23 protein-coding genes are annotated in these 25,593 nt (G+C 66.2%); 16 read left to right on the top strand and 7 right to left on the bottom strand.

Annotated elements, in window-relative coordinates; all coding sequences use genetic code 11:
* Window positions 1–8: 8 nt before the first annotated feature.
* The 9 genes from DNX69_RS13090 to DNX69_RS13050 all read left to right on the top strand — a co-directional run bounded on the left by DNX69_RS13090 (window position 9) and on the right by DNX69_RS13050 (window position 10,102).
* Window positions 9–2,129 (top strand): TRAP transporter permease, encoded by a 2,121-nt coding sequence (locus DNX69_RS13090; RefSeq protein WP_110786426.1) that lies wholly within the window; start codon window positions 9–11, stop codon window positions 2,127–2,129.
* Window positions 2,090–2,500, top strand: coding sequence for a DUF1850 domain-containing protein (locus DNX69_RS13085; RefSeq protein WP_110786425.1), 411 nt, complete (start codon window positions 2,090–2,092; stop codon window positions 2,498–2,500). Before DNX69_RS13090 ends, DNX69_RS13085 begins: the two co-directional genes overlap by 40 nt.
* Window positions 2,501–2,657: 157 nt before the next feature.
* Entirely contained in the window at window positions 2,658–4,433 is a 1,776-nt protein-coding gene (locus DNX69_RS13080) for a B12-binding domain-containing radical SAM protein (RefSeq protein WP_110786424.1), read from the top strand.
* A 92-nt stretch (window positions 4,434–4,525) separates the two neighbouring features.
* Complete coding sequence (locus DNX69_RS13075) at window positions 4,526–5,329, top strand: SDR family NAD(P)-dependent oxidoreductase (protein WP_110786423.1); 804 nt, start codon at window positions 4,526–4,528, stop codon at window positions 5,327–5,329.
* A 239-nt stretch (window positions 5,330–5,568) separates the two neighbouring features.
* Window positions 5,569–6,306 (top strand): tetratricopeptide repeat protein, encoded by a 738-nt coding sequence (locus tag DNX69_RS13070; protein WP_110786422.1) that lies wholly within the window; start codon window positions 5,569–5,571, stop codon window positions 6,304–6,306.
* 165 nt (window positions 6,307–6,471) lie between these two features.
* On the top strand, window positions 6,472–8,382 hold the full coding sequence (locus DNX69_RS13065; RefSeq protein ID WP_110786421.1) for a propionyl-CoA synthetase: 1,911 nt from the start codon (window positions 6,472–6,474) through the stop codon (window positions 8,380–8,382).
* A gap of 184 nt (window positions 8,383–8,566) precedes the next feature.
* Window positions 8,567–8,827, top strand: a complete 261-nt coding sequence (locus tag DNX69_RS13060; protein WP_110786420.1) for a hypothetical protein — start codon at window positions 8,567–8,569, stop codon at window positions 8,825–8,827.
* Window positions 8,828–9,059: 232 nt separating this feature from the next.
* Window positions 9,060–9,749: an OmpW/AlkL family protein gene (locus DNX69_RS13055; RefSeq protein WP_110786419.1), complete on the top strand. Its 690-nt coding sequence runs from the start codon at window positions 9,060–9,062 to the stop codon at window positions 9,747–9,749.
* 134 nt (window positions 9,750–9,883) lie between these two features.
* Window positions 9,884–10,102 (top strand): alkylphosphonate utilization protein, encoded by a 219-nt coding sequence (locus tag DNX69_RS13050; RefSeq protein ID WP_011160033.1) that lies wholly within the window; start codon window positions 9,884–9,886, stop codon window positions 10,100–10,102.
* 15 nt (window positions 10,103–10,117) lie between these two features.
* Here DNX69_RS13050 and DNX69_RS26330 read toward each other — a convergent pair whose 3' ends face one another.
* Window positions 10,118–10,294 carry a hypothetical protein gene (locus DNX69_RS26330; RefSeq protein ID WP_165825255.1) on the bottom strand — a complete coding sequence of 59 codons (177 nt, stop codon included), beginning with the start codon at window positions 10,292–10,294 and terminating at the stop codon, window positions 10,118–10,120.
* Between the two features lie 460 nt (window positions 10,295–10,754).
* On the opposite strand from DNX69_RS26330, the gene DNX69_RS13045 reads away from it, so the two are divergent.
* The 4 genes from DNX69_RS13045 (at window position 10,755) to DNX69_RS13030 (ending at window position 13,903) form a co-directional block, all read left to right on the top strand.
* On the top strand, window positions 10,755–12,077 hold the full coding sequence (locus tag DNX69_RS13045) for an ABC1 kinase family protein (RefSeq protein WP_110786418.1): 1,323 nt from the start codon (window positions 10,755–10,757) through the stop codon (window positions 12,075–12,077).
* Window positions 12,078–12,080: 3 nt separating this feature from the next.
* Window positions 12,081–12,722: a class I SAM-dependent methyltransferase gene (locus tag DNX69_RS13040; protein ID WP_283809354.1), complete on the top strand. Its 642-nt coding sequence runs from the start codon at window positions 12,081–12,083 to the stop codon at window positions 12,720–12,722.
* Window positions 12,723–12,830: 108 nt separating this feature from the next.
* Window positions 12,831–13,250, top strand: a complete 420-nt coding sequence (locus DNX69_RS13035; RefSeq protein WP_234826965.1) for a RusA family crossover junction endodeoxyribonuclease — start codon at window positions 12,831–12,833, stop codon at window positions 13,248–13,250.
* Complete coding sequence (locus tag DNX69_RS13030) at window positions 13,250–13,903, top strand: hypothetical protein (protein WP_110786415.1); 654 nt, start codon at window positions 13,250–13,252, stop codon at window positions 13,901–13,903. The genes DNX69_RS13035 and DNX69_RS13030 overlap by 1 nt, the downstream gene beginning before the upstream one ends.
* Before the next feature lie 45 nt (window positions 13,904–13,948).
* Here DNX69_RS13030 and DNX69_RS13025 read toward each other — a convergent pair whose 3' ends face one another.
* Window positions 13,949–14,155, bottom strand: a complete 207-nt coding sequence (locus DNX69_RS13025) for a type II toxin-antitoxin system HicB family antitoxin (RefSeq protein ID WP_110786414.1) — start codon at window positions 14,153–14,155, stop codon at window positions 13,949–13,951.
* Between the two features lie 294 nt (window positions 14,156–14,449).
* Here DNX69_RS13025 and DNX69_RS13020 point away from each other — a divergent pair, with 294 nt between their 5' ends.
* Together DNX69_RS13020 and DNX69_RS13015 are read left to right on the top strand one after the other, a co-directional pair.
* Window positions 14,450–16,609, top strand: coding sequence for an anthranilate synthase component I (locus tag DNX69_RS13020; RefSeq protein WP_110786413.1), 2,160 nt, complete (start codon window positions 14,450–14,452; stop codon window positions 16,607–16,609).
* 151 nt (window positions 16,610–16,760) lie between these two features.
* The gene (locus DNX69_RS13015; RefSeq protein WP_110786412.1) at window positions 16,761–17,306 is read left to right on the top strand and encodes an adenine phosphoribosyltransferase; all 546 of its coding nucleotides are present in this window, start codon (window positions 16,761–16,763) and stop codon (window positions 17,304–17,306) included.
* Between the two features lie 177 nt (window positions 17,307–17,483).
* On the opposite strand, the gene DNX69_RS13010 is transcribed toward DNX69_RS13015, so the two are convergent.
* The 4 genes from DNX69_RS13010 to DNX69_RS12995 form a co-directional block, all read right to left on the bottom strand.
* A complete protein-coding gene (locus tag DNX69_RS13010) occupies window positions 17,484–18,149 on the bottom strand; it encodes a hypothetical protein (RefSeq protein ID WP_110787606.1) in 666 nt (221 codons plus the stop codon).
* Between the two features lie 58 nt (window positions 18,150–18,207).
* Entirely contained in the window at window positions 18,208–18,981 is a 774-nt protein-coding gene (locus tag DNX69_RS13005) for a hypothetical protein (protein ID WP_110786411.1), read from the bottom strand.
* Window positions 18,982–19,160: 179 nt separating this feature from the next.
* Window positions 19,161–20,354 carry a M48 family metallopeptidase gene (locus DNX69_RS13000; RefSeq protein ID WP_110786410.1) on the bottom strand — a complete coding sequence of 398 codons (1,194 nt, stop codon included), beginning with the start codon at window positions 20,352–20,354 and terminating at the stop codon, window positions 19,161–19,163.
* A 135-nt stretch (window positions 20,355–20,489) separates the two neighbouring features.
* Window positions 20,490–21,041: a LemA family protein gene (locus DNX69_RS12995; protein ID WP_110787605.1), complete on the bottom strand. Its 552-nt coding sequence runs from the start codon at window positions 21,039–21,041 to the stop codon at window positions 20,490–20,492.
* Between the two features lie 299 nt (window positions 21,042–21,340).
* Between DNX69_RS12995 and DNX69_RS12990 the strand changes: the two genes are divergently transcribed.
* On the top strand, window positions 21,341–24,568 hold the full coding sequence (locus DNX69_RS12990) for an autotransporter domain-containing protein (protein ID WP_110786409.1): 3,228 nt from the start codon (window positions 21,341–21,343) through the stop codon (window positions 24,566–24,568).
* On the opposite strand, the gene DNX69_RS12985 is transcribed toward DNX69_RS12990, so the two are convergent.
* On the bottom strand, window positions 24,569–25,549 hold the full coding sequence (locus tag DNX69_RS12985) for a small ribosomal subunit Rsm22 family protein (protein WP_110786408.1): 981 nt from the start codon (window positions 25,547–25,549) through the stop codon (window positions 24,569–24,571).
* Window positions 25,550–25,593 lie beyond the last annotated feature (44 nt).

The raw sequence follows: 25,593 nt of genomic DNA, 5'->3' as shown, positions 1-25,593 counted from the left end.
GGTCATCGATGTTGAAGGCTGAGGTTGCGGTCGAACCGGCTCCCGGAGCCGTCAAGGTCGAGTTCGACAATTTCGAGCACGGCTTTCCCGCCGGGTTCGGGCCGCGCGGTTGGCGCTATCTGGCCTATGCGGTGGCGATCGCCTTTGCCAGCTTCCAGCTCGTCATCGCCGCCTGGAACGTGCTGCCGAGCCAGGTGGTGCGCGGCGTCCATGTCGGCTTCCTGCTGCTGCTCACTTTCGGGCTGATCGGCAATTTCACCGCGCGGACCAATTTCGGCCGCACCATCGCCTGGCTCACCGGCGCGCTCGGCTTCTTCTGCGGCCTGTATCAGTGGATCTTCTATGCCGATCTGATCCAGCGCGACGGCGACCCGACGCACCTCGATCTTGCGGTCGGCACGCTACTGGCGGTGCTGATCTTCGAAGGCACGCGGCGGTTGATGGGCTCGGCGTTGCCGATCATGTGCGGCGTGTGTCTGCTGTATTGGTTCTTCGGCCAGTATCTGCCGGCGCCGTTCAATCACCGCGGCTACGATTTCGATCAGGTCGTCACCCATCTGTCGTTCGGCACCGAGGGCTTCTACGGCGTGCCGATCTACGTATCGGCGACCTACATCTTCCTGTTCATCCTGTTCGGCTCGTTCCTGGAACGCGCCGGCATGATCCAGCTGTTCACCGACGTCTCACTCGGCCTATTCGGCCGCAGCCGCGGCGGCCCCGCCAAGGTCGCGGTGTTCGCCTCCGGCATGATGGGCACGATTTCCGGCTCCGGCGTCGCCAATGTCGTCACCGTCGGGCAGTTCACCATTCCGCTGATGATCAAGTTCGGCTACCGCCGCGCCTTCGCGGCCGGCGTCGAAGCCACTGCCTCGATGGGCGGCCAGATCATGCCGCCGGTGATGGGCGCGGTCGCGTTCATCATGGCCGAAACCCTCGGCGTCGACTACGCGGTGGTGGTCAAGGCCGCGGTGATTCCGGCGGTCCTATATTTCGCCTCCGCGTTCTGGATGGTGCACCTCGAGGCCGGCAAGCACGGCCTGGTCGGGATGAAGGCGTCCGAGATCCCGAGCGCATTGCGCGCCGCGATCGACCGCTGGTACTTGATCCTGCCCTTGGCGGCGCTGGTGTTCATGCTGTTCGAGGGCTTCACACCGCTGTACGCCGGCTCGATGGGGCTGGCGCTCACGGTGGCGCTGATCCTCGGCGCCAGCATCGTCCACGGTTTCTCCAACGCGGCGCTGCGCTACGTATTCTGGATCGGGCTCGCCCTGGTGGTCGGCGCGGTGTCGCACAACGGTCTCGACATCATGCGGATCGTGATCATCGTCGCCGCGCTGGTGGCGATCGCGGCGATCACCCGCGGCGGCCGCGCCACGCTGCAAGCCTGCCGGGATTCGCTGGCCGACAGCGCCAAATCGGCGCTCACCGTCGGCATGGCCTGCGCCATCGTCGGCACCATCATCGGCATGATGACGCAGACCGGCGTCGGCACCGTGTTCGGCACCTGGGTGATCGGGCTCGGCGAGAAGAGCTTGTTCCTGGCGCTGGTGATGACGATGCTGCTGTCGATCCTGCTCGGCACCGGCATTCCGACGATCCCGACCTACATCATCACCGCGGCGCTGGCGGCGCCGGCGCTCGCCAATCTCGGGGTGCCGCTGATCGTCAGTCACATGTTCGCGTTCTACTACGGGATCATGGCCGACCTGTCGCCGCCGGTGGCGCTGGCGGCTCTGGCGGCTGCGCCGATCGCCCGCGAAAAGCCCGACAAGATCGGCTGGGAGGCGATGCGGATCGCGCTCGCCGGCTACGTCATTCCGTTCATCGCGGTGTACTCGCCGGCCTTGATGCTGCAGCCCGGTGACGCGATGGCGGCCGAGCTCGGCTTCTACGGCGCCGTGCTGTACGCCACGCTGAAGGCGCTGATTGCGATCGGCCTGTTCGGCATGGTGTCGATCGGTTTCCTGTTCACGCGGATGACGGTGGTTGAACGACTGGTGGCGTTCGCCGCCGCGGTCTGCCTGCTCGGCGAGTTTCCCTACAGCGACTATGTTGGTTTCGTGGTCGCGGCACTGATCGTGACATGGCAATGGCGGCAGCGCCCGCGCCGTGCGGTGGCGGCGGCATGAGCCTGTGCGTCGCCTCCGCCGGCGTGGTGAAGACGCTGGCGATCGCCGCCTTCACGCTGGCCTGGACCCATTCGATCGAAAAGGTCGAGTGGCAGGAGGACTGGACCATCACCCCGCAGGGCCTCGAACTGATCACCGCGCGGGTAAAGGGCAGCGGTGCCGGCATGGAACCGGCGCCGGAGGCGAGGCTGGTCGGCGGCTGGTTCGAGTGGCACCCGCATCGGCCGCCGATGCCGAACGTCGTGCTCGGCAATTCGGGGCTCGCCGGCGAGTGGCGGCTGTGTAGCGAAGGAACCTGCCGCACTCTGTCCGACATCGTCGGTCATCCGATCGGCCCGCAGCCGACCACGCTCAGTCGCTGCGACGGATAGCGAGTCCTGGCTCCCGGCGCATTGCTGCCGGTTGAAGTTCACGCTGCCGCTCCCGATTAATCGCTTGCGGCCACAGCCGAAGCACGGGCACACTGCACCGCAATGCAGATCGTCCGCTCGACGGGCGTTCGGCCGGTCCCAGGGAAAGGTGTCGCCAATGGTTCCGGTCGCACGCGCGAAACGGAAATTCGTCTTGTTGCTGATCAAGCCGTCGCACTACGACGATGACGGCTATGTCCTGCGCTGGTGGCGCGGCATCATCCCCTCGAACTCACTCGCCACGCTCTACGGCATTGGTACCGACGTCGCCGCCCGCCAGGTTCTCGGCGCGGATGTCGAGTTCGAGATCGAGGCGATGGACGAATTCAACACCCGGATCGATATCCCGGCGCTGCTCGATCGCTTCGCCCGCAACGGCAACTTCGGTCTGGTTGCGCTGGTCGGGGTGCAGTCCAACCAGTATCCGCGCGCGCTCGATATCGCCCGGCCGTTCCGCGACCGTGGCGTACCGGTGGTGATGGGCGGCTTCCACGTCTCCGGCTGCTTGTCGATGCTGGACGGCAAGGCGATCGGGCTCGACGAGTGTCGCGACATGGGGGTCGCGATGTTCGCCGGCGAGGCCGAGGGCGGTCGGTTCGACGGCGTCCTGCAGGACGCCGCGGCCGGGCAGCTGCAGCCGGTCTACAACTTCCTCAACGATATGCCCGGGCTCGAAGGCGTGCCGGCGCCGTATCTGCCGCTCGCCACGGTGAAGCGGACGCTCGGCCTGTCGACCAGCGTCGATGCCGGCCGCGGCTGTCCCTATCAGTGCTCGTTCTGCACCATCATCAACGTGCAGGGCCGCAAATCGCGCTACCGCACCCCCGACGACATCGAGGCGATGGTACGCCGGAATTGGGCGCAGGGGATCAGCAAGTACTTCATCACCGACGACAACTTCGCCCGCAACAAGGATTGGGAGGCGATCCTCGACCGGCTGATCAAGATCCGCGAGACCGATGGGCTGCCGCTCGGCTTCATGATCCAGGTCGATACGCTGTGTCACAAGATTCCGCGCTTCATCGAGAAGTCCAAGCGCGCCGGCGTGACGCGGGTGTTCATCGGGCTGGAGAACATCAATCCGGCCAACCTGATCACCGCCAACAAGCGGCAGAACAAGATCACTGAATATCGCGCGATGCTGCTGGCCTGGAAGGACCACGGCATCATCACGCTGGCCGGCTACATCCTCGGCTTTCCGGCCGACACGCCGGAGTCGATCCGCGCCGACATCGATATCATCAAGCGCGAACTGCCGATCGACGTGATGGAGTTCTTCTGCCTGACGCCGCTGCCGGGCTCGGAGGATCACCAGACGCTGTGGCGCGCCGGCGTGGCGATGGATCCGGATCTCAACAACTACGACGTCGAACATGTCTGCACCGCGCATCCGTTGATGTCGCGGCCGGAATGGGAAGGGATCTATCGCGAGGCGTGGAGCCGCTACTACACGCCGGACCATATCGAGACGCTGTTGCGACGCGCGGCGGCCACCGGCATCAAGATCAGCAGCCTGGTCAAGCTGCTGGCGATCTTCTCGACCGCCGTGAGGGTGGAAGGCGTGCATCCGCTGCAATGCGGCCTGTTCCGGCAGCGGCATCCGTCGGAGCGGAGGCCGGGCCTGACCGCGCCGAGCGCGCTGTTGTTCTGGCCACGTTTCGCGTCCGATAGCGTACGAAAGACCGGCGCGATTCTGGCCGCATTCGCAAAAGTGGCGGTGATCGGCGTTCGTGTCGCGCGCGATCCGCAGCGTCATGCCTACACCGATCAGGCTTTGACGCCGGTGTCCGACGACGATGCGGCTTCGCTCGACCTGCTCACCCAGAGCGTCAGCGCCAAGCAAGCCGTCGCTCACCAGAAGAAGGTGTTTGATCTCACGCATGGGACGCCGTAAGCACCCCTCGTCGCGGGTCCTGCCGCCGGTCGGCCACGTGTCGGCGCGGGTCTGCGCCTGCGACCGGCGAAACGTGTAGTGGAACCAGAAGTATGCAACGTCTGAACGGCAAAACTGCGCTGGTGGTCGGCGCCGGTTCGATCGGTCCCGGCTGGGGCAATGGCAAGGCGACTGCGGTGACCTTTGCGCGCGAAGGCGCGCAGGTGTTCTGTGTCGATCGCAATATCGAGGCCGCCGAGGAAACCGTCGACATCATCAAGGCCGAGGGCGGACGGGGCATCGCGTTCGCCGCCGACGTCAGCCGCGCCGACGAGGTCGAGGCGATGGTGACGGCCTGCGTCAAGGCGTGGGACGGTATCGACGTGCTCGATAACAACGTCGGCATCGCCGAGACCGGAAGCGTGGTCGACGTCGCCGAAGCCGATTGGGACCGGGTGTTCGCGATCAATCTGAAGAGCGCGTATCTGGCGATGAAGTACGTCGTTCCGGTGATGCAGCGTCAGGGCGGCGGATCGATCATCAACATTTCGTCGATCGCCTCGATCCGTCATCTCGGCATCTCCTACATCAGTTACGCCGCCTCCAAGGCGGCGATGAACGCGCTGACCCGCAACACCGCGGTGGAGTACGCCAAGGACCACATCCGGGTGAACGCAATCCTGCCGGGGCTGATGAAGACCCCGATGGTGGCGCACTCCGCCGGTCTCGCCGCCAGCTACTCGGGCGGCGATGTCGATGCGATGTGGCGCGCCCGCGACGCGCAGGTGCCGATGGGCCACATGGGCGAAGCCTGGGACGTCGCCAACGCCGCGCTATTTCTCGCCAGCGACGAGTCCAAATACGTCACCGGCATCGAGCTGGTGGTCGACGGCGGCCTGACGCTGAAGGTGAATTGAGCAGCAGCGATTCATTGCGCGGTGCGCTTGCCTCAAGGCCGTCATTGCGAGGAACACTCGGATCGGCGCTTCGCGCCGTCCGAGCACAGGCTCCGCGACGAAGCAATCCAGCAGCTCTGTGCACCGGGTTCTGGATTGCTTCGCTCCGCTCGCAATGACGCTGAAAGCGTTGAGAGCCCGGCTGTAGAATGGACTGGGGCCTGACGATACGCCGAGGCCGTTTGCTACGAGACATTTCGATGCGCTCTCTCTTGATTGCCGCGAGTTTACTGATCGCCGCCTCCCCGGCGTTTGCGACCGGCGGCGAACCGCTGGACGATCCGACCGCCGATCCGGGCGCGTGTCTGGCCGCGGCGAACATGCCCGATGATCGCCGTACCATCGCGCTGTGCAGCAAGGTGATCGACAGCCGCGAGACCGAGAAGAAGGACCGCTGCAAAGCGCTGCGGGCCCGCGCCGCTGCTCATGCCCGGCTCGGTGAAATCGACGGGGCGATCCAGGATTACGACGACGCGCTGCGGGTCGATCCGAAGCAGCCCGATGCGCTCAACGCCCGCGGCGAGCTGTGGCGCGGCAAGGGCGATGCGCGCAAGGCGCTGGCCGATTTCGCCGCGGCGCTGAAGCTGCAGCCCGATCACGCCGCCGCGCGCGCCAATCACAAGGCGCTGGCGCTGGAGGTCGAGCGTGCCGGGGTGCAGCAGGCGCTCGCCGGCAAACCCAGCTTCGACTGCCGGCATGCCCGCAAGCCCGTGAACAAGGCGATCTGCGCCGATCCGGCGCTGGCCGATCTCGATCGACGCATCGACGCGCTGTACCGCCGGGCGCTGCTGGACAGCGCCGGCAGGCCGGCGGCGCTGCGGGCGCTGAAGAAAGCGCATGCCGCGTTCGTGGCCGTGCGTGATACCGGCTTCGGCCGCCCCGGCTACGATCTGCGCGCCGCTCTCGAGGCGCGGCTGCGGCAGTTGTCCGGCGGCTAGGCGCGGCTGGTTCTCTCTTGCAAGCCGCCGGCCTTCGCCACAATGTCCGCCCGGGCCGGACCAAACCAGGGGGCGGCTTGATTAGGAACAAAGGCGGGGTTGCATGCCGCGCCTAAAAGCCGGACATGGCGGCAAACCGCCTGAGATCCACGGGAGCGTGACGCCATGACCATCCATGACAAAAGCCGTTACCGCGAGGTTCATGCCCGCTCGCTGGCCGACCCGGAGGGGTTCTGGGGAGAGGTCGCGAAGGAAATCGACTGGATCGAGCCGCCGACCAAGGTGTTCGATCCCTCGCTCGGCCTGTACGGCCGCTGGTTTCCCGGTGCCAAGGTCAACACCTGCTACAACGCGCTCGACCGCCACGTCGCGAATGGCCGTGCCGATCAGCTCGCGCTGATCCACGACTCGCCGCTGACCGGCACGACGTCCAAATTCACCTATGCCGAGATGCTGCGCGAAGTGCAGGCGCTCGCCGCGATCATGCAGGACTTCGGCGTCCAGAAAGGTGACCGCGTCATCCTCTATATGCCGATGGTGCCGGAATCGATGGTGGCGATGCTGGCCTGCGCCCGCATCGGCGCGGTGCATTCGGTGGTGTTCGGCGGCTTCGCGGCGAAAGAACTCGCCACCCGCATCGACGACGCCAAGCCGAAGCTGATCCTGTCGGCGAGCTGCGGCATCGAGCCGGGCCGCATCGTCAAGTACAAGCCGTTGCTGGATGAAGCGATCGAGCTCGCCTCGATCAAGCCGGAAGCCTGCATCATCCTGAAGCGGCCGCAGCAGGACTGCGAGTTGAAGGACGGGCGCGATCACGACTGGGGCAAGCTGCGCAGCGACGCGCTCGCGGCCGGCAAGAAGGCGGACTGCGTTGCGGTCGATGCGATCGATCCGCTCTACATCCTCTACACCTCGGGCACGACCGGGAAGCCGAAAGGCGTCGTGCGCGACAATGGCGGACACCTCGTCGCGCTGAAATGGTCGATGGAGAATCTCTACGGCGTGAAGCCCGGCGAGGTGTGGTGGTGCGCCTCAGACATCGGCTGGGTGGTCGGCCACAGCTACATCATCTACGGCCCGCTGATCCACGGCGCGACCTCGATCATGTACGAAGGCAAGCCGGTCGGCACGCCGGACGCCGGCGCGTTCTGGCGGGTGATCGCCGAGCACGGCGCGGTGGCGCTGTTCACCGCCCCGACCGCGTTTCGCGCCATCCGCAAGGAAGACGGCAACGGCGACTTTATCCGCAAGTACGACCTCTCGAAATTCCGCACCCTGTTCCTGGCCGGTGAACGCGCCGACCCGCCGACGGTGGAGTGGGCCGAGCAGCAGCTCAAGGTGCCGGTAATCGACCATTGGTGGCAGACCGAAACCGGCTGGTGCATCGCCGGCAATCCGGTCGGCCTCGGCCTGTTGCCGGTCAAGCACGGCTCGCCGACGGTACCGATGCCCGGCTACAAGCTCGAAGTCGTCGATGAAGGCGCCAAGCCGGTACCGGCCGGCACTATGGGCTCGATCGTCATCAAGCTGCCGCTGCCGCCCGGCAACCTGCCGACGCTGTGGCAGCAGGACGACCGCTGTCGCGAGAGCTACTTCGCCGACTTCCCCGGCTATTACAAAACCTCCGACGCCGGATATCTCGATGAAGACGGCTACGTCTTCGTGATGGGCCGCACCGACGACATCATCAACGTCGCCGGCCACCGGCTGTCGACCGGCGGCATGGAGGAGATCCTCGCCTCGCATCCGGACGTCGCCGAATGCGCCGTGCTCGGCATCAACGATCCGATCAAGGGCGAGGTGCCGTGCGGCCTGATCGTGCTGAAGACCGGCGTCACCCGCGACCCGGCCGAGATCGAAAAGGAGATCGTCAAGCTGGTGCGCGACAAGCTCGGCCCGGTGGCGGCGTTCAAGCTGGCGATCACCGTGCCACGGCTGCCGAAGACCCGCTCCGGCAAGATCCTGCGCGGCACCATCAAGAAGATCGCCGACGGCGACGCCTGGACGATGCCGGCCACGATCGAAGACCCGACCGCGCTCGACGACATCTCGTCGGCGCTGAAGAGCCATAGCTGAGCCGGGCAGGGGCGCGAACTGCGGACTTACAAACTCCGCAATTCGGGTTAGACAGAGCCACAAAACGTCATTCCGGGGCGCGCGTGTCACGCGCGAACCCGGAATCCCGACGTTGTTGCCACGAGATTCCGGGTTCGCTCGCTTCGCGAGCGCCCCGGAATGACCCGTGCTCTGGGGACCTTGGATGCCATCAACCTCGAAACGCCTGCTCGCCCTGTTCGCCGTCGCCGTCGCACTCGCCGGCTGCGCCAGCCGCAATGATGCGCCGGCCGATCTCGGGGACGACGATGCGTATTGCCGGAAGAACGGCGTGGTTGCAGGCTCGACCGAATACGTCGCCTGCCGCAAGGACCGCGATGTGCAGCGCTCCAACGCCATCACCCGTGCGAATCGCGCTCAGCGCAATCTCGGCGAGTACATGATGCGCAATCCGGAGCGCCAGTAAGCTTCTGGGACGACTGGCGCTTTCGGCCCGAAATTTGGACTTGCGGCGAGAGCCGGTTTCTATCTGCACGTGGCAAGACGTAAATCCGTGACCGAAAAGTCACGCGCGTCGCAATGCCGCAGTGCACCCTCTTCGATTTGATTCAGATCAAACCGCCGTGCCCCGCGGCGGCATCTGTGCACCGTGAGCGTGGGTTTCCCGCTCACGCGACCGAGCTTCAAAAGGGGCACCTATGACTAAGTTTCTGACCGCAGTGTCGGCGCTGGCTTTGGCGGCGGCATTCAATTTCGTGTCGTCGAACGCCGACGCCGCCGATCTCGCCACCCGTCCGATCTACAAGGCGCCGGTTGTGGCGGAATCCAGCCCGTGGATGATCCGCCTGCGCGCTCTCGGCGTGGTGCCGCGTGATTCCGGCTATGTCGACCAAGTGCCCGGCTCGTCGCTGAAGACCTCCGACGCTGTCGTGCCCGAGCTCGACATCACCTACTTCTTCACCAAGAACATCGCCGCCGAACTGATCCTCGGCGTCACCCGCCACAGCGTCTCCGGCGACGGCTCGTTGACCGGCATCGATGTCGGCAAGGCCTGGCTGCTGCCGCCGACCCTGACGCTGCAGTATCACTTCACCGAGTTCGGCGCGTTCAAGCCGTATGTCGGCGCCGGCGTGAACTACACCTTCTTCTTCAGCCAGAGCGCGGCCTGCTGCACCGTGATCGACAGCCACCTCAAGGACGCATTCGCGCCCGCCGTGCAGATCGGCTTCGATTACATGATCGACCAGCATTGGGGCTTCAACGTCGACGTCAAGAAGCTGTGGCTGCGTCCGGAGTGGAGCGGCACGCTGGCGAACGGCACGCCGATCACCGGCAAGGTCAACCTCGATCCGTGGCTGATCGGCACCGGCATCACCTATCGGTTCTGAGCTTTTTCAGGCTGCAGTCTGGCGCGGGGCGGAGCGATCCGCCTCGCGCTTTTCGTTTGGAGGCCGGCCGCCGCAGCATTGCGCGACCGCCGCATTCCTGCTTTGGCTTCGCGCCACGAAACAAGGAACCGACCATGAGCATCGAAGTCAGGGACTGCAACGGCGCGCTGCTCGCCGACGGCGACAACGTCTCCCTCATCAAGGATCTGAAGCTGAAGGGCTCGTCGACCGTGCTGAAGCGCGGCACGATGATACGCGGCATCCGCCTCACCGACAGCGAGGACGAGATCGAAGGCCGTACCGACAAGATCAAGGGCTTGGTGCTGCGCACCGAGTTCTTGAAGAAGGCGTGAACGTCGCCCGGAGCGTTAGTGGAGTTGCCCGGCGTCGCCCATCGCGTGGCTGAAGATCACCGCGGCGCGCAGCCGGGCCAGCTCGGCCTCGAGATGTTCGTTGACCTGCATCAGCGCGCGTAGCGCCTCGTGAACGCTGCCGCCGCTTTCGGCGACGATCCGGTCGATCTGCTTGTCCAAGGGGGTCGGCATGAGAGTGTCCCGCTGATCATGCTGGCGATGGCATCAACAATCGCCACCAATTCGCCGATCCGGGCGCAAGTTCCTCCGGATCGTGGCGGCGCCGCGATTAGGGCGAGTTGTCACCGTTATCCCCAGCCTCGGAGATGCGAGCGGGATGCATGCCGGGAACGGGTTAGGCGTCAGCGCGTACCGATGCGTTGGTGTCGTGGCCAGAAACCGGCAAAATAAGCCACGTCCGCCATCTCCGTTGCGGCCGGTTGTCACCCGGCATGCGCAGCGACAATGCACGAGTGGCGTCGGCGTTCCGCGGCGATTGCGCGCCGTGGCGGTGCGGTGATCGGGGTGACATGGTCACAGACGGACGCTGCCGCCCGCGGTAGCACGGATAACCAGAGGGCAGGCGCCAGCCTTGCCCGCCCCGCGTCATCCCATCCATTGTCGCCTGGTGCCGCCCTTCGAAGGAGCCACGATGCCGCATCGGAAGATCGAGAGCAGAGCCGTCGCGGTGCCGAGTTCGCGGCTGTCGCGGCTCGCCAAACTCGGCGGGCTGGCCTCGTCGATCGCCGGCAACGTCGCCGCCGATGTCGCCGGACAACTGGTGCGCGGCCAGCGCCCGCGGCTCGACGAACTGCTGCTGACGCCGGCGAATGCGCTGAAGGTCGCCGACCGTCTGGCGCAGATGCGCGGCGCGGCGATGAAGGTCGGCCAGCTGATCTCGATGGATGCCGGCGACATGCTGCCGCCGGAGCTGGCCGAAATCCTCGGCCGGCTGCGCCAGGAAGCGCATCACATGCCGGTGCCGCAGCTCAGGCGGGTGCTGACCGAGGCGTGGGGCCGCAACTGGCAACAGCGCTTCGCCGAATTCAACGCCGCGCCGATCGCGGCGGCCTCGATCGGCCAGGTCCACCGGGCGCGGACCAACGACGGCCGCGATCTGGCGATCAAGGTGCAGTATCCCGGCGTCCGCCGCAGCATCAATTCCGACGTCGACAATGTCGCCGCGCTGATGCGCGTCGCCGGCCTGGTGCCCGGCGGCGTCGACATCGCGCCGATGGCCGCCGAGGCCAAGCGCCAGTTGCACGAGGAGGCCGACTACGAGCGCGAGGGCCGCTGTCTGTCGACCTTCGGCACGCTGCTCGCCGACCGGCCGGAATTCCGCGTGCCCGAGCTGCATGCCGATCTGACGGCGCCGAACGTGCTGGCGATGAGCTATGTCGACGGCCGCCCGATCGACAGCCTCGCCACAGCGGCGCAGCCGGAGCGCGACCGGGTGCTGACGCTGCTGATCGGGCTCTTGTTCCGCGAGCTGTTCGAATTCCGGCTGATGCAGACCGATCCGAACTTCGCCAACTACCGCTACGCGCCGGAAACCGGGCAGCTGCTGCTGCTCGATTTCGGCGCCACCCGCGCCTTCCCCGCAGAATTCGCCGAGCTGTATCGTCGGCTGCTCCGCGCCGGCCTCGGCGGCGATCGCGCCGGCATCCGCGCCGCGGCGCGCGACATCGGGTTCTTCGCCGACAACGTGCCGGTGCGGCTGGAGCAGGCGATGCTGGAGATGTTCGAGATGTCGCTGCAGCCGCTACGCCAGGACACGCCGTTCGATTTCGGCGGCAGCGATCTGGCGATGAAGATGCGCGACGCCGGCATGGCGATGGCGTCGGACCGCGCGCATTTCCGCATCCCGCCGATGGACACGCTGTTCCTGCAGCGCAAGTTCGGCGGCATCTACATGCTGGCGACGCGGATGCGGGCGCGGGTCGACCTGCGCGGCATCATCGAGCCGTATCTGTAACGACTGGTCGAGAGGGGGCCGTACATGGCCGAGGCCGCTAACGCCAAATTCTGGGACAAGGTCGCAGACCGCTATGCGGCGCGGCCGATCAAGGATCCGGCCGCGTTCGACGCCATGCTGGCCGACGTGGCGGGGCGGCTGCGGCCGACCGACCGGGTGCTGGAGATCGGCTGCGGCACCGGCTCCGCCGCGATCCGGCTGGCGCCCCACGCCGCCGAATGGATCGCCACCGACTTCTCGGCCGAGATGCTGCGGATCGCCCGCGCCAAGCCGGCGCCGGCCAATCTGCGCTTCGTCCAGGCCGACGCCGCCACCGCCTTCGACGGCGGCCCGTTCGATGCGATCTGCGCCTTCCAGGTGCTGCATCTGGTGCCGGACATGCCGGCCACCCTGGCGCAGATCCACGCTCACCTGAAGCCCGGCGGCCTGTTGATCAGCAAGACCTGGTGCTTCGCCGAGATGGGCTTCAAGCTGCGCGCGCTGTTCTTCGTCCTCCGCAGCATCGGCCTGTTCCCGCGTGCCCAGACCCTGACCCGCAGCGCACTGCGCCAAGCGATCCGCGACGCCGGCTTCGACATCGCCGACGAACGCGTGTTCGGCACCAACCCGCACGGCCCCTACATCGTGGCACGCAAGCCGGGTTAGCGGGCGCGGTGTGCGTGAGTAAGACGCGCCGCCCCGCCAAGTAAGCGCCTATGTTCTCATTCAGCCGGAACCCGAAATGATCTAGTCTCCGCAAGGCCGAGGCAGGGGGTGCCTTTGGAGATCGCATTTCCGATCGAGTTCATTGTGGCAGATACGCCGGTTTCGCTGCAGGCCAAACGGCGCCAGTCGCTCGATCAATGGAAAAGACAGGTGATCAGCGCGAGCCGGGTGGCGCTGCCGGAAGGCCATTTTGCGACCGCCCGCCCGATCTCGGCGATGCTGTTCTACTTTCCTCCGACCGAGATGCCCGGAGACATCGACAATATCGTCAAACCGATCCTGGATGCGCTCGGAGGTCATATCTACTTGGACGACCGGCAGGTGCAGCGCGTCGTCGTCCAGAAATTCGAGCCGGAGGGCATCTTCCCCTTCGCAGCTCCAAGTCCTACGTTAGAGGCTGCCTTACGAGGAGCGAAGCCTGTCCTTTATGTGCGGTTGTCTGACGATCCGTTCGAAGAGTTGAGCTGATGACAAGCACTGACGTCGCCGAGCGGGAAGTGATCGAACTGGTACTCCCTCGCTATCGCGACGAGGGCTACGAGATCTACGTCCATCCTTCGCCGTCTCTGTTGCCGGCATTCATGAAATCGTATCGGCCGGACGCGATCGCGATCAAGAGCGGGAAGAAGGTCGCGATTAAAGTCATCAGAGGCGGAGAACGCGAACCGATGGCGCCTGGAGCAGGGCAGTCGCTGTTTTCCGGTCAGAACGAGTGGGAGCTGCAGCTCGTCTACGCGCCGCCGCTCGGCTCGCCAGTCGAGCTGGGCGTCGCGTCGCGCGACGACATCGAGGCCGCCATTCGCGATGTCGAGAATTTGCAGTCGACCGGTCAATGGATGCCGGCGATCTTGATGGCATATGCGACGTTCGAAGCCATAGGCCGAGCGCTGTTGCCGGACCAGTTCAGGCGCCCGCAAAGCCCGGTTCGTCTGATCGAAGTCCTCGCATCCGAGGGGCTGGTCACGCCCGACGAGGCGCAACTCGTCAGACAAGTCATTTCGGTAAGAAACGCCGTGGCGCACGGAGGTTTTGTTCCGGTGGACAGTACTCTCGTCGCCCGGTTCACTGACCTGCTGTCGACCCTGGCCGATCTACTGCCGGGCATGAAAAGTCACGTCTAGCTACCTTCCCTGGACGCCGCCAGTTGGGCAGCCGTGGACCGACCTTCAGGTTTCGACGTACTCGGCCAGACTGGTCGGCTGCGGGACAGGCAAGCCGTCTTCTCTCAAGCCGTCGATGTGAAACCGGATCGCCTCGCGGATCTCAGCTTCGACCGCAGCGACGCTGTCGCCGGTCGCGACGCAGCCGGGAAGGTCCGGCACATAGGCCGAATGATTACCCTCGGCTTTTTCGATCACCACCGCATAGCGCATCAGAGCCGCTCCTTGGCTTCTCAGCATATTCCAGCCCCGGCCTTGTGTCCTGCTGCTTTGGTTGCAGGCGGCAGGCGCCGGCCGCCTCTTGACTCCGCCTGGCCGGAGTGATGGTCTGCCGCCCATGCGCACGTTCCGCCCGACCCCGCTGCTCAGACGTCGTTGGTGGCGCACCTCGTAACCAGAGGTGGCCGTGCGATCCCGTTGATTTCCGATCGTCCTGAGGCCGCCACGCGAGGCGGCTTTCGTTTGTCCTGTGTGGCGTTCCTCCGGCAATTTGCTTAAGAGGATGCCATGAACAGGACCGTTTTTTCGCTTCCCCCGACCAGCGACTACAAGACCGCCGCGGGCCTCGGGGTGACGCGCAGCGCCGAGCCCTTTGCCGGCGGCCAGGCGCTCGACGCGTTGATCGACCTGCTCGATCACCGCCGCGGCGTGATGCTGTCGTCCGGCACAACCGTGCCGGGCCGCTACGAGAGCTTCGACCTCGGCTTCGCCGATCCACCGCTGGCGCTGACCACCAGGGCCGACAATTTCACCATCGAGGCGCTGAATCCGCGCGGCCGGGTGCTGATCGCGTTCCTGTCCGACAAGCTGGAAGAGGCTTGCGTGGTGGTCGAGCAGGCCTGCGCCACCAAGATCAGGGGCCATATCGTCCGCGGCGAGGCGCCGGTCGACGAGGAGCAGCGCACCCGCCGCGCCAGCGCGATCTCGCTGGTGCGCGCCGTCATCGCCGCGTTCGCTTCGCCGGCCGATCCGATGCTCGGCCTGTACGGCGCCTTCGCCTACGATCTGGTGTTCCAGTTCGAGGATCTGAAGCAGAAGCGCGCCCGCGAGGCGGACCAGCGCGACATCGTGCTGTACGTGCCGGACCGGCTGCTGGCCTACGACCGTGCCACCGGCCGCGGCGTCAGCATCGCCTATGAATTCGCCTGGAAGGGACAGTTCACCGCCGGACTGCCGAACGAGACCGCCGAGAGCGTCTACACCCAGACCGGCCGGCAGGGCTTCGCCGACCACGCGCCCGGCGACTATCCCAAGGTGGTCGAAAAGGCGCGCGCGGCGTTCGCCCGCGGCGACCTGTTCGAGGCGGTGCCGGGCCAGCTGTTCGGCGAGCCGTGCGAGCGCTCGCCGGCCGAAGTGTTCAAGCGGCTGTGCCGGATCAATCCGTCGCCCTATGGCGGCCTGCTCAATCTCGGCGACGGCGAATTCCTGGTGTCGGCCTCGCCCGAGATGTTCGTCCGCTCCGATGGCCGCCGGATCGAGACCTGCCCGATCTCCGGCACCATCGCCCGCGGCGTCGACGCGATCAGCGACGCCGAGCAGATCCAAAAGCTCCTGAACTCGGAGAAGGACGAGTTCGAGCTGAACATGTGCACCGACGTCGACCGCAACGACAAGGCGCGGGTCTGCGTGCCGGGCACCATCAAGGTGCTGGCGCGGCGGCAGATCGAGACCTATTCGAAGCTGTTCCACACCGTCGATCACGTCGAGGGCATGCTGCGCCCCGGATTCGATGCGCTCGACGCCTTTCTGACCCACGCCTGGGCGGTGACGGTGACCGGCGCCCCGAAGCTGTGGGCGATGCAGTTCGTCGAGGACAACGAGCGCAGCCCGCGGCGTTGGTACGCCGGCGCCTTCGGGGCGGTCGGGTTCGACGGCTCGATCAACACCGGCCTCACCATCCGCACCATCCGGATGAAGGATGGTCTGGCCGAAGTGCGCGTCGGCGCCACCTGCCTGTTCGATTCCGATCCGGTGGCCGAGGACAAGGAATGCCAGGTCAAGGCTGCGGCGCTGTTCCAGGCGCTGCGCGGCGATCCGGCCAAGCCGCTGTCGGCGCTGGCGCCGGATGCCACCGGCTCGGGCAAGAAGGTGCTGCTGGTCGACCACGACGACAGCTTCGTGCATATGCTGGCCGACTACTTCCGCCAGGTCGGTGCCCAGGTCACCGTGGTGCGCTACATCCACGGCCTGAAGATGCTGGCCGAAAACACCTACGATCTCTTGGTGCTGTCGCCCGGTCCCGGCCGGCCGGAGGACTTCAAGATCAAGGATACGATCGACGCCGCGCTCGAAAAGAAGCTGCCGATCTTCGGCGTCTGCCTCGGCGTCCAGGCGATGGGCGAGTATTTCGGCGGCACGCTCGGCCAGCTCGCGCAGCCGGCGCACGGCCGGCCGTCGCGGATCCAGGTGCGCGGCGGCACGCTGATGCGCGGCCTGCCCAACGAGGTCACGATCGGCCGCTATCACTCGCTGTATGTCGATATGCGCGACATGCCGAAGGACCTGACCGTCACCGCCTCCACCGACGACGGCATCGCGATGGCAATCGAACACAAGACCCTGCCGGTCGGCGGCGTCCAATTTCACCCCGAGTCGCTGATGTCGCTCGGCGGCGAGGTCGGGCTGCGGATCGTCGAAAATGCCTTCCGCCTCGGCCAGCCGGCCTAAGCCCAATGGCCGGCATCCGCGATTGATCCAGATCGAAGGCCCGCCGGGGGAGCTCTGCTACCACCCCCGGCGGTAACTCAGCCGAATGCCCGATTGCGCCGCCCGCCCGCCAATGACGAATTGCGCCATCCGAAACGAAAGACCCGCGCCGATGACCCCCGAGTTTGCCCAAGATTTGAAGGCCAGTGTCCGGGCTATTCCGGACTATCCCAAGCCCGGCATCATTTTCCGCGACATCACCACGCTGCTCGGCGAGCCGCGGGCGTTCCGCCGCGCGATCGACGAACTGGTGCAACCCTGGGCCGGCTCGAAGATCGACAAGGTCGCCGGCATCGAAGCGCGCGGCTTCATCATCGGCGGCGCGATCGCCCATCAGGTCTCATCGGGCTTCGTGCCGATCCGCAAGAAGGGCAAGCTGCCGCATACCTGCGTGTCGATGGAATACGCGCTGGAATACGGCACCGACAAGATCGAGATCCACGTCGACGCCATCACCCCCGGCGAGCGGGTGATCCTGGTCGACGATCTGATCGCCACCGGCGGCACCGCCGAGGGCGCCATCAAGCTCTTGCGCCAGATCTGTGCCGAAGTCCTCGCCGCCTGCTTCGTGATCGACCTGCCTGAACTCGGCGGGGCCGACAAGATCCGCGCCATGGGCGTCCCGGTACGGACGTTGGTCGCGTTCGAAGGGCATTGACTGAACCTCTCCCCGCCATGCGGGGAGAGGTCGGATTGCGCAGCAATCCGGGTGAGGGGCCGGGCACTGCATATCAGCAAGCTGCGGCATCCGCTGGGAGGCCGCAGCCCCTCACCCCAGCCCTCTCCCCGCAAGCGCGGGGCGAGGGAGCAGGCTGTCTGCGCTGCGATAGCAGCGCTACCGCCCCTGCGTCAGCTCCAGCTCCAGCGCGCGGAATGTGGTGTAGTTGGCGCGGATCCACTGGTTGAGTTCGGTGGAGGCGTCGGGCTCGGCGCGCAAATAGCCGGTGAACGAGAAGTTCACGCGGTCGATATAGGTTTTCAGGAACGGCGGCAGGCCGCGGATCCGCATCACTCGGCCGTGGGCGTACGCCGCCGGTAGTTCGCCGAGCAGGATGTGCTCGTTGTCGATGGTGATCAGCTGCCGCGGCGGCACGATGTCCTGCAGATGGTCGTAGGCGCGCGCCGAGTTGCGGTCGGTGTCGGCGAGGAACAGCACCACCGGCGCCACCCGCCGCCGCGCGGCTTCCTTGATGAAGCCGATCTCCGCAAAGGTGTCGAAGAATTCGTCGAAGGCGTGAAAGCCGAGGTCGACCACCTTGGCGAGGCCGTCATGCAGGATCAGACGGTCCATCAGCGCCATCTTGCCGAAGGTGTCGTCGACCTGCGCGGTCTCGGTGACGTGCGGCAGATAGTCGAGCAGCGACGGTTCTTTGACGTTGATGTCGAACGCCAGCACCGCGCCGCGCTGCAGCAGCAGATATTCGGTGAGCACGCGGGCGATCATGGTCTTGCCGACGAACGGCCGCGGCGAACAGACGATGTAAATCGGGGTGCGCGACATCATGCTATATCGGACGGGGAGTGCCGTCCGATATAGCCGGTTTCCCCAGCGATGCGAGCTATTTCTCGCCCGACTCGTCGGTGACCGGGGTGCCGCGGCCGTTCTTGTCCTTGCCGACGATGTCGGTCAGCTTGATCCGGTCGAACTCGCTCCAGACGTTGGCGAGCCAGTGCCGGACATAGCCGCGCAACACGAACGAGTAGTTGGCCGGCTCGCCGCTGACGCCCTTGTTGGCGACAAACTTCAGGAACGGCACCGACGACACCTCGACCTGCTCGTAGGCCATTTCGTTGAGCTTCGGGATCGTCAGCTCGGTGGCGTCCTTGATGCGGTGAAAGTACGAATTGTAGGTCGCCTGGTCCCACTCGAAGAAGCTGGTGTTGTTGATGAAGTTCTTGGTCAGGAAGTACTTCGCGCCGATCATGAAATTGGCGGTCTCGGCGATTTCGTCGAGCGAGGCGATCGACGGGCCCAGGATGTGGAACACCGCGAAGGTGATTTGGCCGGAGCGCGCCGCGTCGAGGAAGCCGATGTCGCGGAGCGAAGCCAGAGCCGGCGACAGCAGGCCGGCGCGGACGTCGATCACGGTGACCGACGGCACCGCCGAGTTCAGCGTGTCGAAGATCTTCATCTGGTCGGCCGTCGATGTCATGTCGACGATCTCGGTGATGTCGGGATGGAAGCGCTTCAGCGTGCCGCGCGGCGACTCGGTGTCGAAGGCGCGGGTCGGGACGTTGTTGGCGCTGAAATAGTCGAGCAGGGTGCGCGACACCGTGGTTTTGCCGACGCCGCCCTTGTCTGCGCCGACGACGATCACTGCTGGCTTCGCCATGAGATTCCTTTTCGGGCCGATTCGATCCCCCACCACGGCCGAAGGACCGAGGTGCAGACCTCTGCTTTGGGCGAGAACATGGCAGAAACAAGGGATAATTCAATCGGGTGGGCGATGACACCCGGTAATCTCAACAAAATCGTTCAGATGCGAAGCGATTGCGTGACCGCTGCGCCCGATCAGCCTCGCCGGCCCCACGGCCCGCGCAGCAATCCGCGGCGCGGCGCCGGTGGCGCATCGCCCCAGGGGCCGTGGCGCGCTTCGCCAGGGGCGGTATCGGCACCGTCGCCGTCATCGCCGTCCGCTGTCGCACCTCCCGCTCCGTCGGCATCGCTCGCCGGTGCAGGCTCCGGCAGCGGCGGCAGGTAATGCCCGCCGCCGAACTTCACCAGCGCGTCGATCCGCGATTCCACCGACGGGTGGGTGGCGAACAGATCGGAGAAGCCGGAGCGCGGATTGTCGACGCACATTTCCATCACTGCCGAGGTCGCGCCGTCCAGCTCGCCGCGGTTCTCGATCTTGCGCAGCGCAGAGATCATCGCGTCGGGGTTCTTGGTCAGCTCCACCGAGCCGGCGTCGGCGAGGAATTCCCGCGAGCGCGACAGCGCCAGCTTCACCACCTGCGACAGCAGCCAGGCCAGCAGGATCAAGACGATCGCCAGGATCACCACGACGATCGCGCCGCCGCCGCTCTTGCGGTCGCCCGACGACGAGGAGGAAGAGGACGACGACGAGCCGCCGCCCGACCAGCCGCCGCCGAACCGGACCCCGCCCTGGACAAACAGCCGGAACATCAGCTCGCCGAAGAATCCGACCACGCCGGCGATGATCACCGCGATCACCATCATCTGCACGTCGCCGTTCTTGATGTGGGTCAGTTCGTGCGCCAGCACCGCTTCGAGCTCGGCATCGTCGAGCCGCTCGACCAGCCCGGAGGTCACCGTGACGGCGTATTGCTTCGGGTTGAGGCCGCTGGCGAAGGCGTTCAGCGCCTCGCTGTCCATGATCTTCAGCTTCGGCATCGGAATGCCGCGCGAGATGCACAGGTTCTCCAGCAGATTGTACAGCCGCGGCTGTTCGGCCCGCGTCACCGCATGGCCGCCGGTGACGGCGTCGATCAGCTTCTGGTGAAAGAAATACGCGATCACGATCCACAGCGCCGCGCCCAGGGTCGCGAACGGCGCCGCCTTGATCAGATCGGACGCGGCGGCGCGCAGATAGTCCGGCACCGCGCGGCCGCCGTCGATCATCACCTCGGCGATCAGCGCGCCGGCATAGACCAGCACATACACCAGCACGAACAGCCCGATCAGCAGCACGACCGACCGGGTCTTGTTGGCGGCGATGTGGGTATAGAGACCGTAGGCGGCCATAGCGGCTATCCGATCGGGCACGGCCCATCCACGTCATTCCGGGATGCGCCCTTGGGGCGCCGGCCCGGAATCCATAATCCCTGCGGTGGTTATGGAGTCCGGGCTCGCGCTGCGCGCGCCCCGGAATGACAAACGCTAGAACTTCACCTGTGGCACCTGCTCGACCTGGGTGCGGGTTTCGCCGAGGTCGAAATAGTCCTTGTGGGTGAAGCCGAGCGGGGCGGCGAACAGCGCCGCGGGCATCTGCTGGATGCCGGTGTTGTACTCCTGCACGGCGTTGTTGAAGAACCGGCGGCTGGCCGCGATCTTGTTCTCGATGTCGCTGAGCTCGCTCTGCAGCTGCTGGAAATTGGCGTTGGCCTTGAGGTCCGGATAGGCCTCGCCGAGCGCGATCAGCCGGCCGAGCGAGGCGGTCAGCGCGTTCTCGGCCGCGGCCATCTGGCCTGGCCCCTGCGCCGAGATCGCGGCGTTGCGCGCCTGGACGACGTCCTCGAGCGTCGAGCGCTCGTGCGTCGCGTAGCCCTTCACGGTCTCGACCAGGTTCGGCACCAGATCGTGCCGCTGCTTCAGCTGCACGTCGATATCAGCGAACGCCTGTCCGACGCGCTGCCGCAGCGCCACCAGGCGGTTGTAGGTGACGAGCGCAAACAGCGCGATCGCGGCGACGACGCCGAGAAAAATCCACATATTGATGTCTCCCATCCAATCTCGCCCCTGCGCCTGAGCGTCCAAACGATACGCGAGCGGCAGGGACCGCGCACCCCACGCGGCAATTATTCGTCGTCGGTACGGGTTGACGCGTTCAATCGGCCCGGCACTGCGACGTGCCGGCGTGTGTCCGTATCAACTACAACTCATGATCTGTGTTTTCGTTGCCGATGAGCATCAGTGCGACGCTCCGCGTCCAACTAGTCGGTGCGTCTTCCGACTGTCATCCAGCCGTTATTTGCCGCACCTAGGAGTGCCTCCAAATTTGGGGGTGGTCGATGTTGAAATGGCGTGCCGGCGCGAGCTGGATGGTGTTTGCGTGTCTGGGTGTGATCTCTGTTTCGTGTCCGGCAAGCGCCGCGTCGTTCGACGTCTCCTCCGGAGCCACCGACACCACCGCCAAGACCGTGACCGGCACCGAAACGGGCACCGTCGAGTCCGGCGGCACGCTGAACGTCAGCGGCACCGCTATATCCTTCACCGGCCCGGCTGCCGGCGTCGTCATCAACAATTCGGGGACGATCTCCTCGGGCAACCGCGGCATCGACACGTCGGGCTCAAACCCGCCGCGCAGCCTGACGCTGAACAATTTCGCCGGCGCGCTGATCTCGACCGTGGACGACGCGTTCCGGCTCAACACCGCGATCGGCAACGGCACGGTGGTGATCAACAACTCCGGCACCATCGTCTCCAACACCGGCCAGGTGTTCGACTTCGCCGGCAACAATTCGGCGACCGGCACGGTACAGATCAACAACAATGCCGGCGGCGTCATCCGTGCGCTCGGCAACGATGCGATCAAGCCGGGTTCCGGCAGCACCACCATCACCAATGCCGGGCTGATAGATGCGACCAACGGCGCCAATCGCGGCATCAACCTCAACATCGGTGATCTCGGCACGGTAACGTCGTTCCAGGTGATCAACACCGCGACCGGCACGATCCAGTCGCAAGACGATGCGATCCGCGCCACCGCCGGCACGCTGGCGACGACCGGTAGCTTTACCATCGACAATGCCGGCACCATCGTTTCGACCGGCACAGGCCAGGCGATCGATTTCAACGATCTGACCTCGGGCACCATCCAGATCATCAACCGCGCCACCGGCGTGATCCGCTCGACCGGCGCCGACGCGGTGCGGCCCGGCGAAGGCGCCACCGTCACCAATTACGGTCTGATCTATAGCGACGGCGTCGTCGGCAGCAGCAATGACGGCATCGACTGGCAGAGCCATTCGGGCACGGTGATCAACAAGTCCGGCGGCACCATTTCGGGCTTCCGCCACGGCATCACCACCGACGCCGACGTCAACGTCACCAACGAGGCAGGCGCCACCATCATCGGCCGCAACGGTTCCGGTGTCGGCTCCGACGGCACCGGCACGGTCGTGAACTATGGCCGCATCACCGGCGCCTATAACGGCGGCGGCACCGGCGACGGCGATGGCGTCGACGTCGATTTCGCCGCCACCGTGACCAACTACGGCATCATCGAAGGCACCGGCGCCGGCGGTTATGATTCCGGCGGCCGGCTCAACAACAGCGAAGGCCTGTCGATCGGCGGCGGCACCGTCATCAACTTCGGCACCATCTCCAGCGCGTCCTACGGCATCGTCGTCAACAACGATTCCAACGCCGACGGCAGCCGCAGCGGTGTCGCGGCGACCACCATCACCAACAATGCCGGCGGCACGATCGTCGGCCAGAACGGCTTCGCGATCCGGCTCGAGAACAAGACCGGCACCACCGCCGACAACGACACCATCGTCAATGCCGGCACCATCATCGGCAACGGCGCAATCCCGGATCCGAACGCGGTGGTGCTGCTGCAGAACGGCAGCGTCGACACCAATTCGGTCGGCACGCTCGACGGCGTCACCTACACCGGCACCGGCTCGGCGCGCTTCATCCGCGGCGACGGCTCGGCGATCCAGATGGGCGAGGGCAACGACGTCCTCACCAATTCCGGCACCATCATCGGCAACAACGGCCGCGCCGTGAACATGGAAGGCGGCAACGACACCGTCAACATCCTGTCGGGTTCGCGCATCGTCGGTCTGGTCAATGGCGGCACCGGCACCGATACGCTGAACTACTACAAGGTCGGCCTGTCCGTCGCCAAGCGGGCGCAGCTCGCGGCCGGTCAGACCGTCAATATCGGCGGCACGCTCTACACCTCGTTCGAGGTGGCCAACGCGTTCGCGCCGTCGTTCTCGGCCTTCGCCAGTTCGGCTCATCCCGGCAGTGCCGGCCCGGCCTGGCTGCTCGACAATCTTTCCAACAGTGTCGCCGCGAGTGCCGATGCGCTGGCCATGATCGACAGCGTCGCGAGCGCGGCGGACGTCGGCGCGGCGTTGGCGCAGCTCTCGCCGGCTTCGTATCAGGGGCTCGGCCGGATGACGCTGAACTCGGCGTCGCAGACCGGCATGTTGATCGATCAGCGGATGATGCAGACCAGGTTCGGCGGCGGCAGCGATTTCGGCGGCGCCGGTGCGGCGCTGGCGATGGCCGATGCCGGCCTGTTCGGGTCGTCGGGCTCGACCATGGAGCGGACGCTGGCCTCGCTCGGCACTTGGAATACGCGCGATGCGCTGGCCGCCTCCGGCTGGGGCGCCAACGCGGATGCGCTGGCCTATGCGCCGATCACCAAGGCGCCGCCGCTACGTGCCGCGGTCGATCCGGGCTTCGGCGTGTTCGTCGGCTCCAGTCTCAGCAATTCACGCGAAGGCGCGCGGCCGGACGTCAGCGCCACCCGTTCGACCACCGCCAGCGTCGTCGCCGGTGCCGATTGGCGCGTGTCCGACCGCTGGGTGCTCGGCGCGTTCGGGAGCTATGCGCTGACCAGCGGCGATCTCGATTCACTCGGCAGCACCACCAAGATCACCAGCCGCAGCATCGGCGGTTATGGCAGCTATCGGGCGCCGTGGTGGTACGCCAACGTCCTCGGCTTCTACGGCTGGGACGGTTACGACAACCGCCGCGTCGCGCTCGGCTCGGCCAACAGCTCGCGGTTCGACGGCAACCACTATACGGTGCGCGGCGCGATAGGCACCGACTTGCGGATGTTCGGCGGCTTCGTGGTCACGCCGGAAGTGAGCCTGCAATACACCCGCGTCGCCACCGATGCGTTCACCGAAACCGGCAGCGTCAGTGCGCTGAGCGTTGCGGCCGACCGCGCCGAGTCGCTGCGGTCCGGCGCCAGCCTGCGGATCGCGCACGATCTGCAGACGAGCAACGGCGTGCTGACGCCGGAATTGCGGCTGGCCTGGCTGCACGAATTTCGTGATGGCGTCCGCAGCATCGATGCCAATTTCGTCGAGCCGACGCTGCCGGGCATATTCACGACGTTCACCGGCCAGGGCATCCGCGACCGCGGTGTGTTCGGCACCGGCGTCACCGGTCGGCTCGGTCAGACGGCACTGGTGTCGATCGGTTACGACGCGATCGTCGGCAGCAAAGACTCCGTCACCCACCTGGTCAGCGGCAAGGTCAAGGTCGCGTTTTGATTACTCGGACGGGGTGGCGAGCGTGTCGCCCCAGCCGAGCCGCCGAAACCGCGCATAGGCCGGCTTGTCGCGGCGTGCGGCGACGGCGACGGCGAGTTGGCCGTTCGGTGTGCACAGCTTGGCGGTGATCGCCGCCTTGGTCTGCTCGGGCTGCGCCAGCACCCGCGCCGGCCGCTCCGGCAATGCAGCGCGCGTCAGCGCCACGTAGCTGAACTTCTCGTCTTCGAACGGCACGTCGGCGGCCTTGAGCTGCAGATGCAGCTTCGAGCGCGGCAGCCGCTGCACGAAGTGGCACCAGTCCGGCGCGGTCACCGGGCAGGCGGCGTCGTGCGGGCACGGCGCGATGACCCGCGCGCCTTGGGCAATCAGCCGGTCGCGCAGCGCGACGATGCGGGCATAGCCCGCCGGGGTGCCGGGCTCGACCACCAGCAGCGTATCGGTGGTCCTGCGCCACAGCGCGTCGGCAAAGGCCGCACGCGCCGCGTCGGAGAGTTCGTTGATGACGTAGCTGGCGATCACCAGCGCCGCTTCCGGAGCCTCGGCCAGCGCCTTGCCGGCGTCGCCGAGGCGGTAGTCGATCGCCGGCAGACGCGTGGCTTCGGTGAGCTGCAGGGCGAGGTTGCGCAGCGCGGGGTTGGCGTCGAGCAGGGTGAAACGTTGCAGCGTCTCGAATGCTTGAGCTGCGGCCCAGCTCGCGGTGCCGGGGCCGGCGCCGACATCGAGCAGCGTCGCCGGCGCGAAGCCGGGGCGGATCGCCGCCATCGCGTTGAGGCAGGCGATCACCGACGCATAGGTGGCCGGCATCCGTGCGCCCGCATAGGCCAGCGCGTCGGCCTCGGTGGTGATCGGCGCCGAGGTGCCGCCGCCGCGATAGGTGAGTGAAATCCGCTCCGCCCGCGCCGCCGCATCGGCACGCTGCGTCCCCTGCAGCTTCTGCTCCAGCGCGGCTTTGAGATCGGCGGGGAGGGACGGGGGGATCATGGCAAAGCCGCGCAGCGAGCCAAGTTTCCCCTCCCCCTTGCGGG

Origin of the sequence: Rhodopseudomonas palustris, from assembly GCF_003226555.1 — a bacterium.
Classification (GTDB): domain Bacteria; phylum Pseudomonadota; class Alphaproteobacteria; order Rhizobiales; family Xanthobacteraceae; genus Rhodopseudomonas; species Rhodopseudomonas palustris_I.
This window is presented reverse-complemented; position numbering and strand designations above follow the sequence as displayed.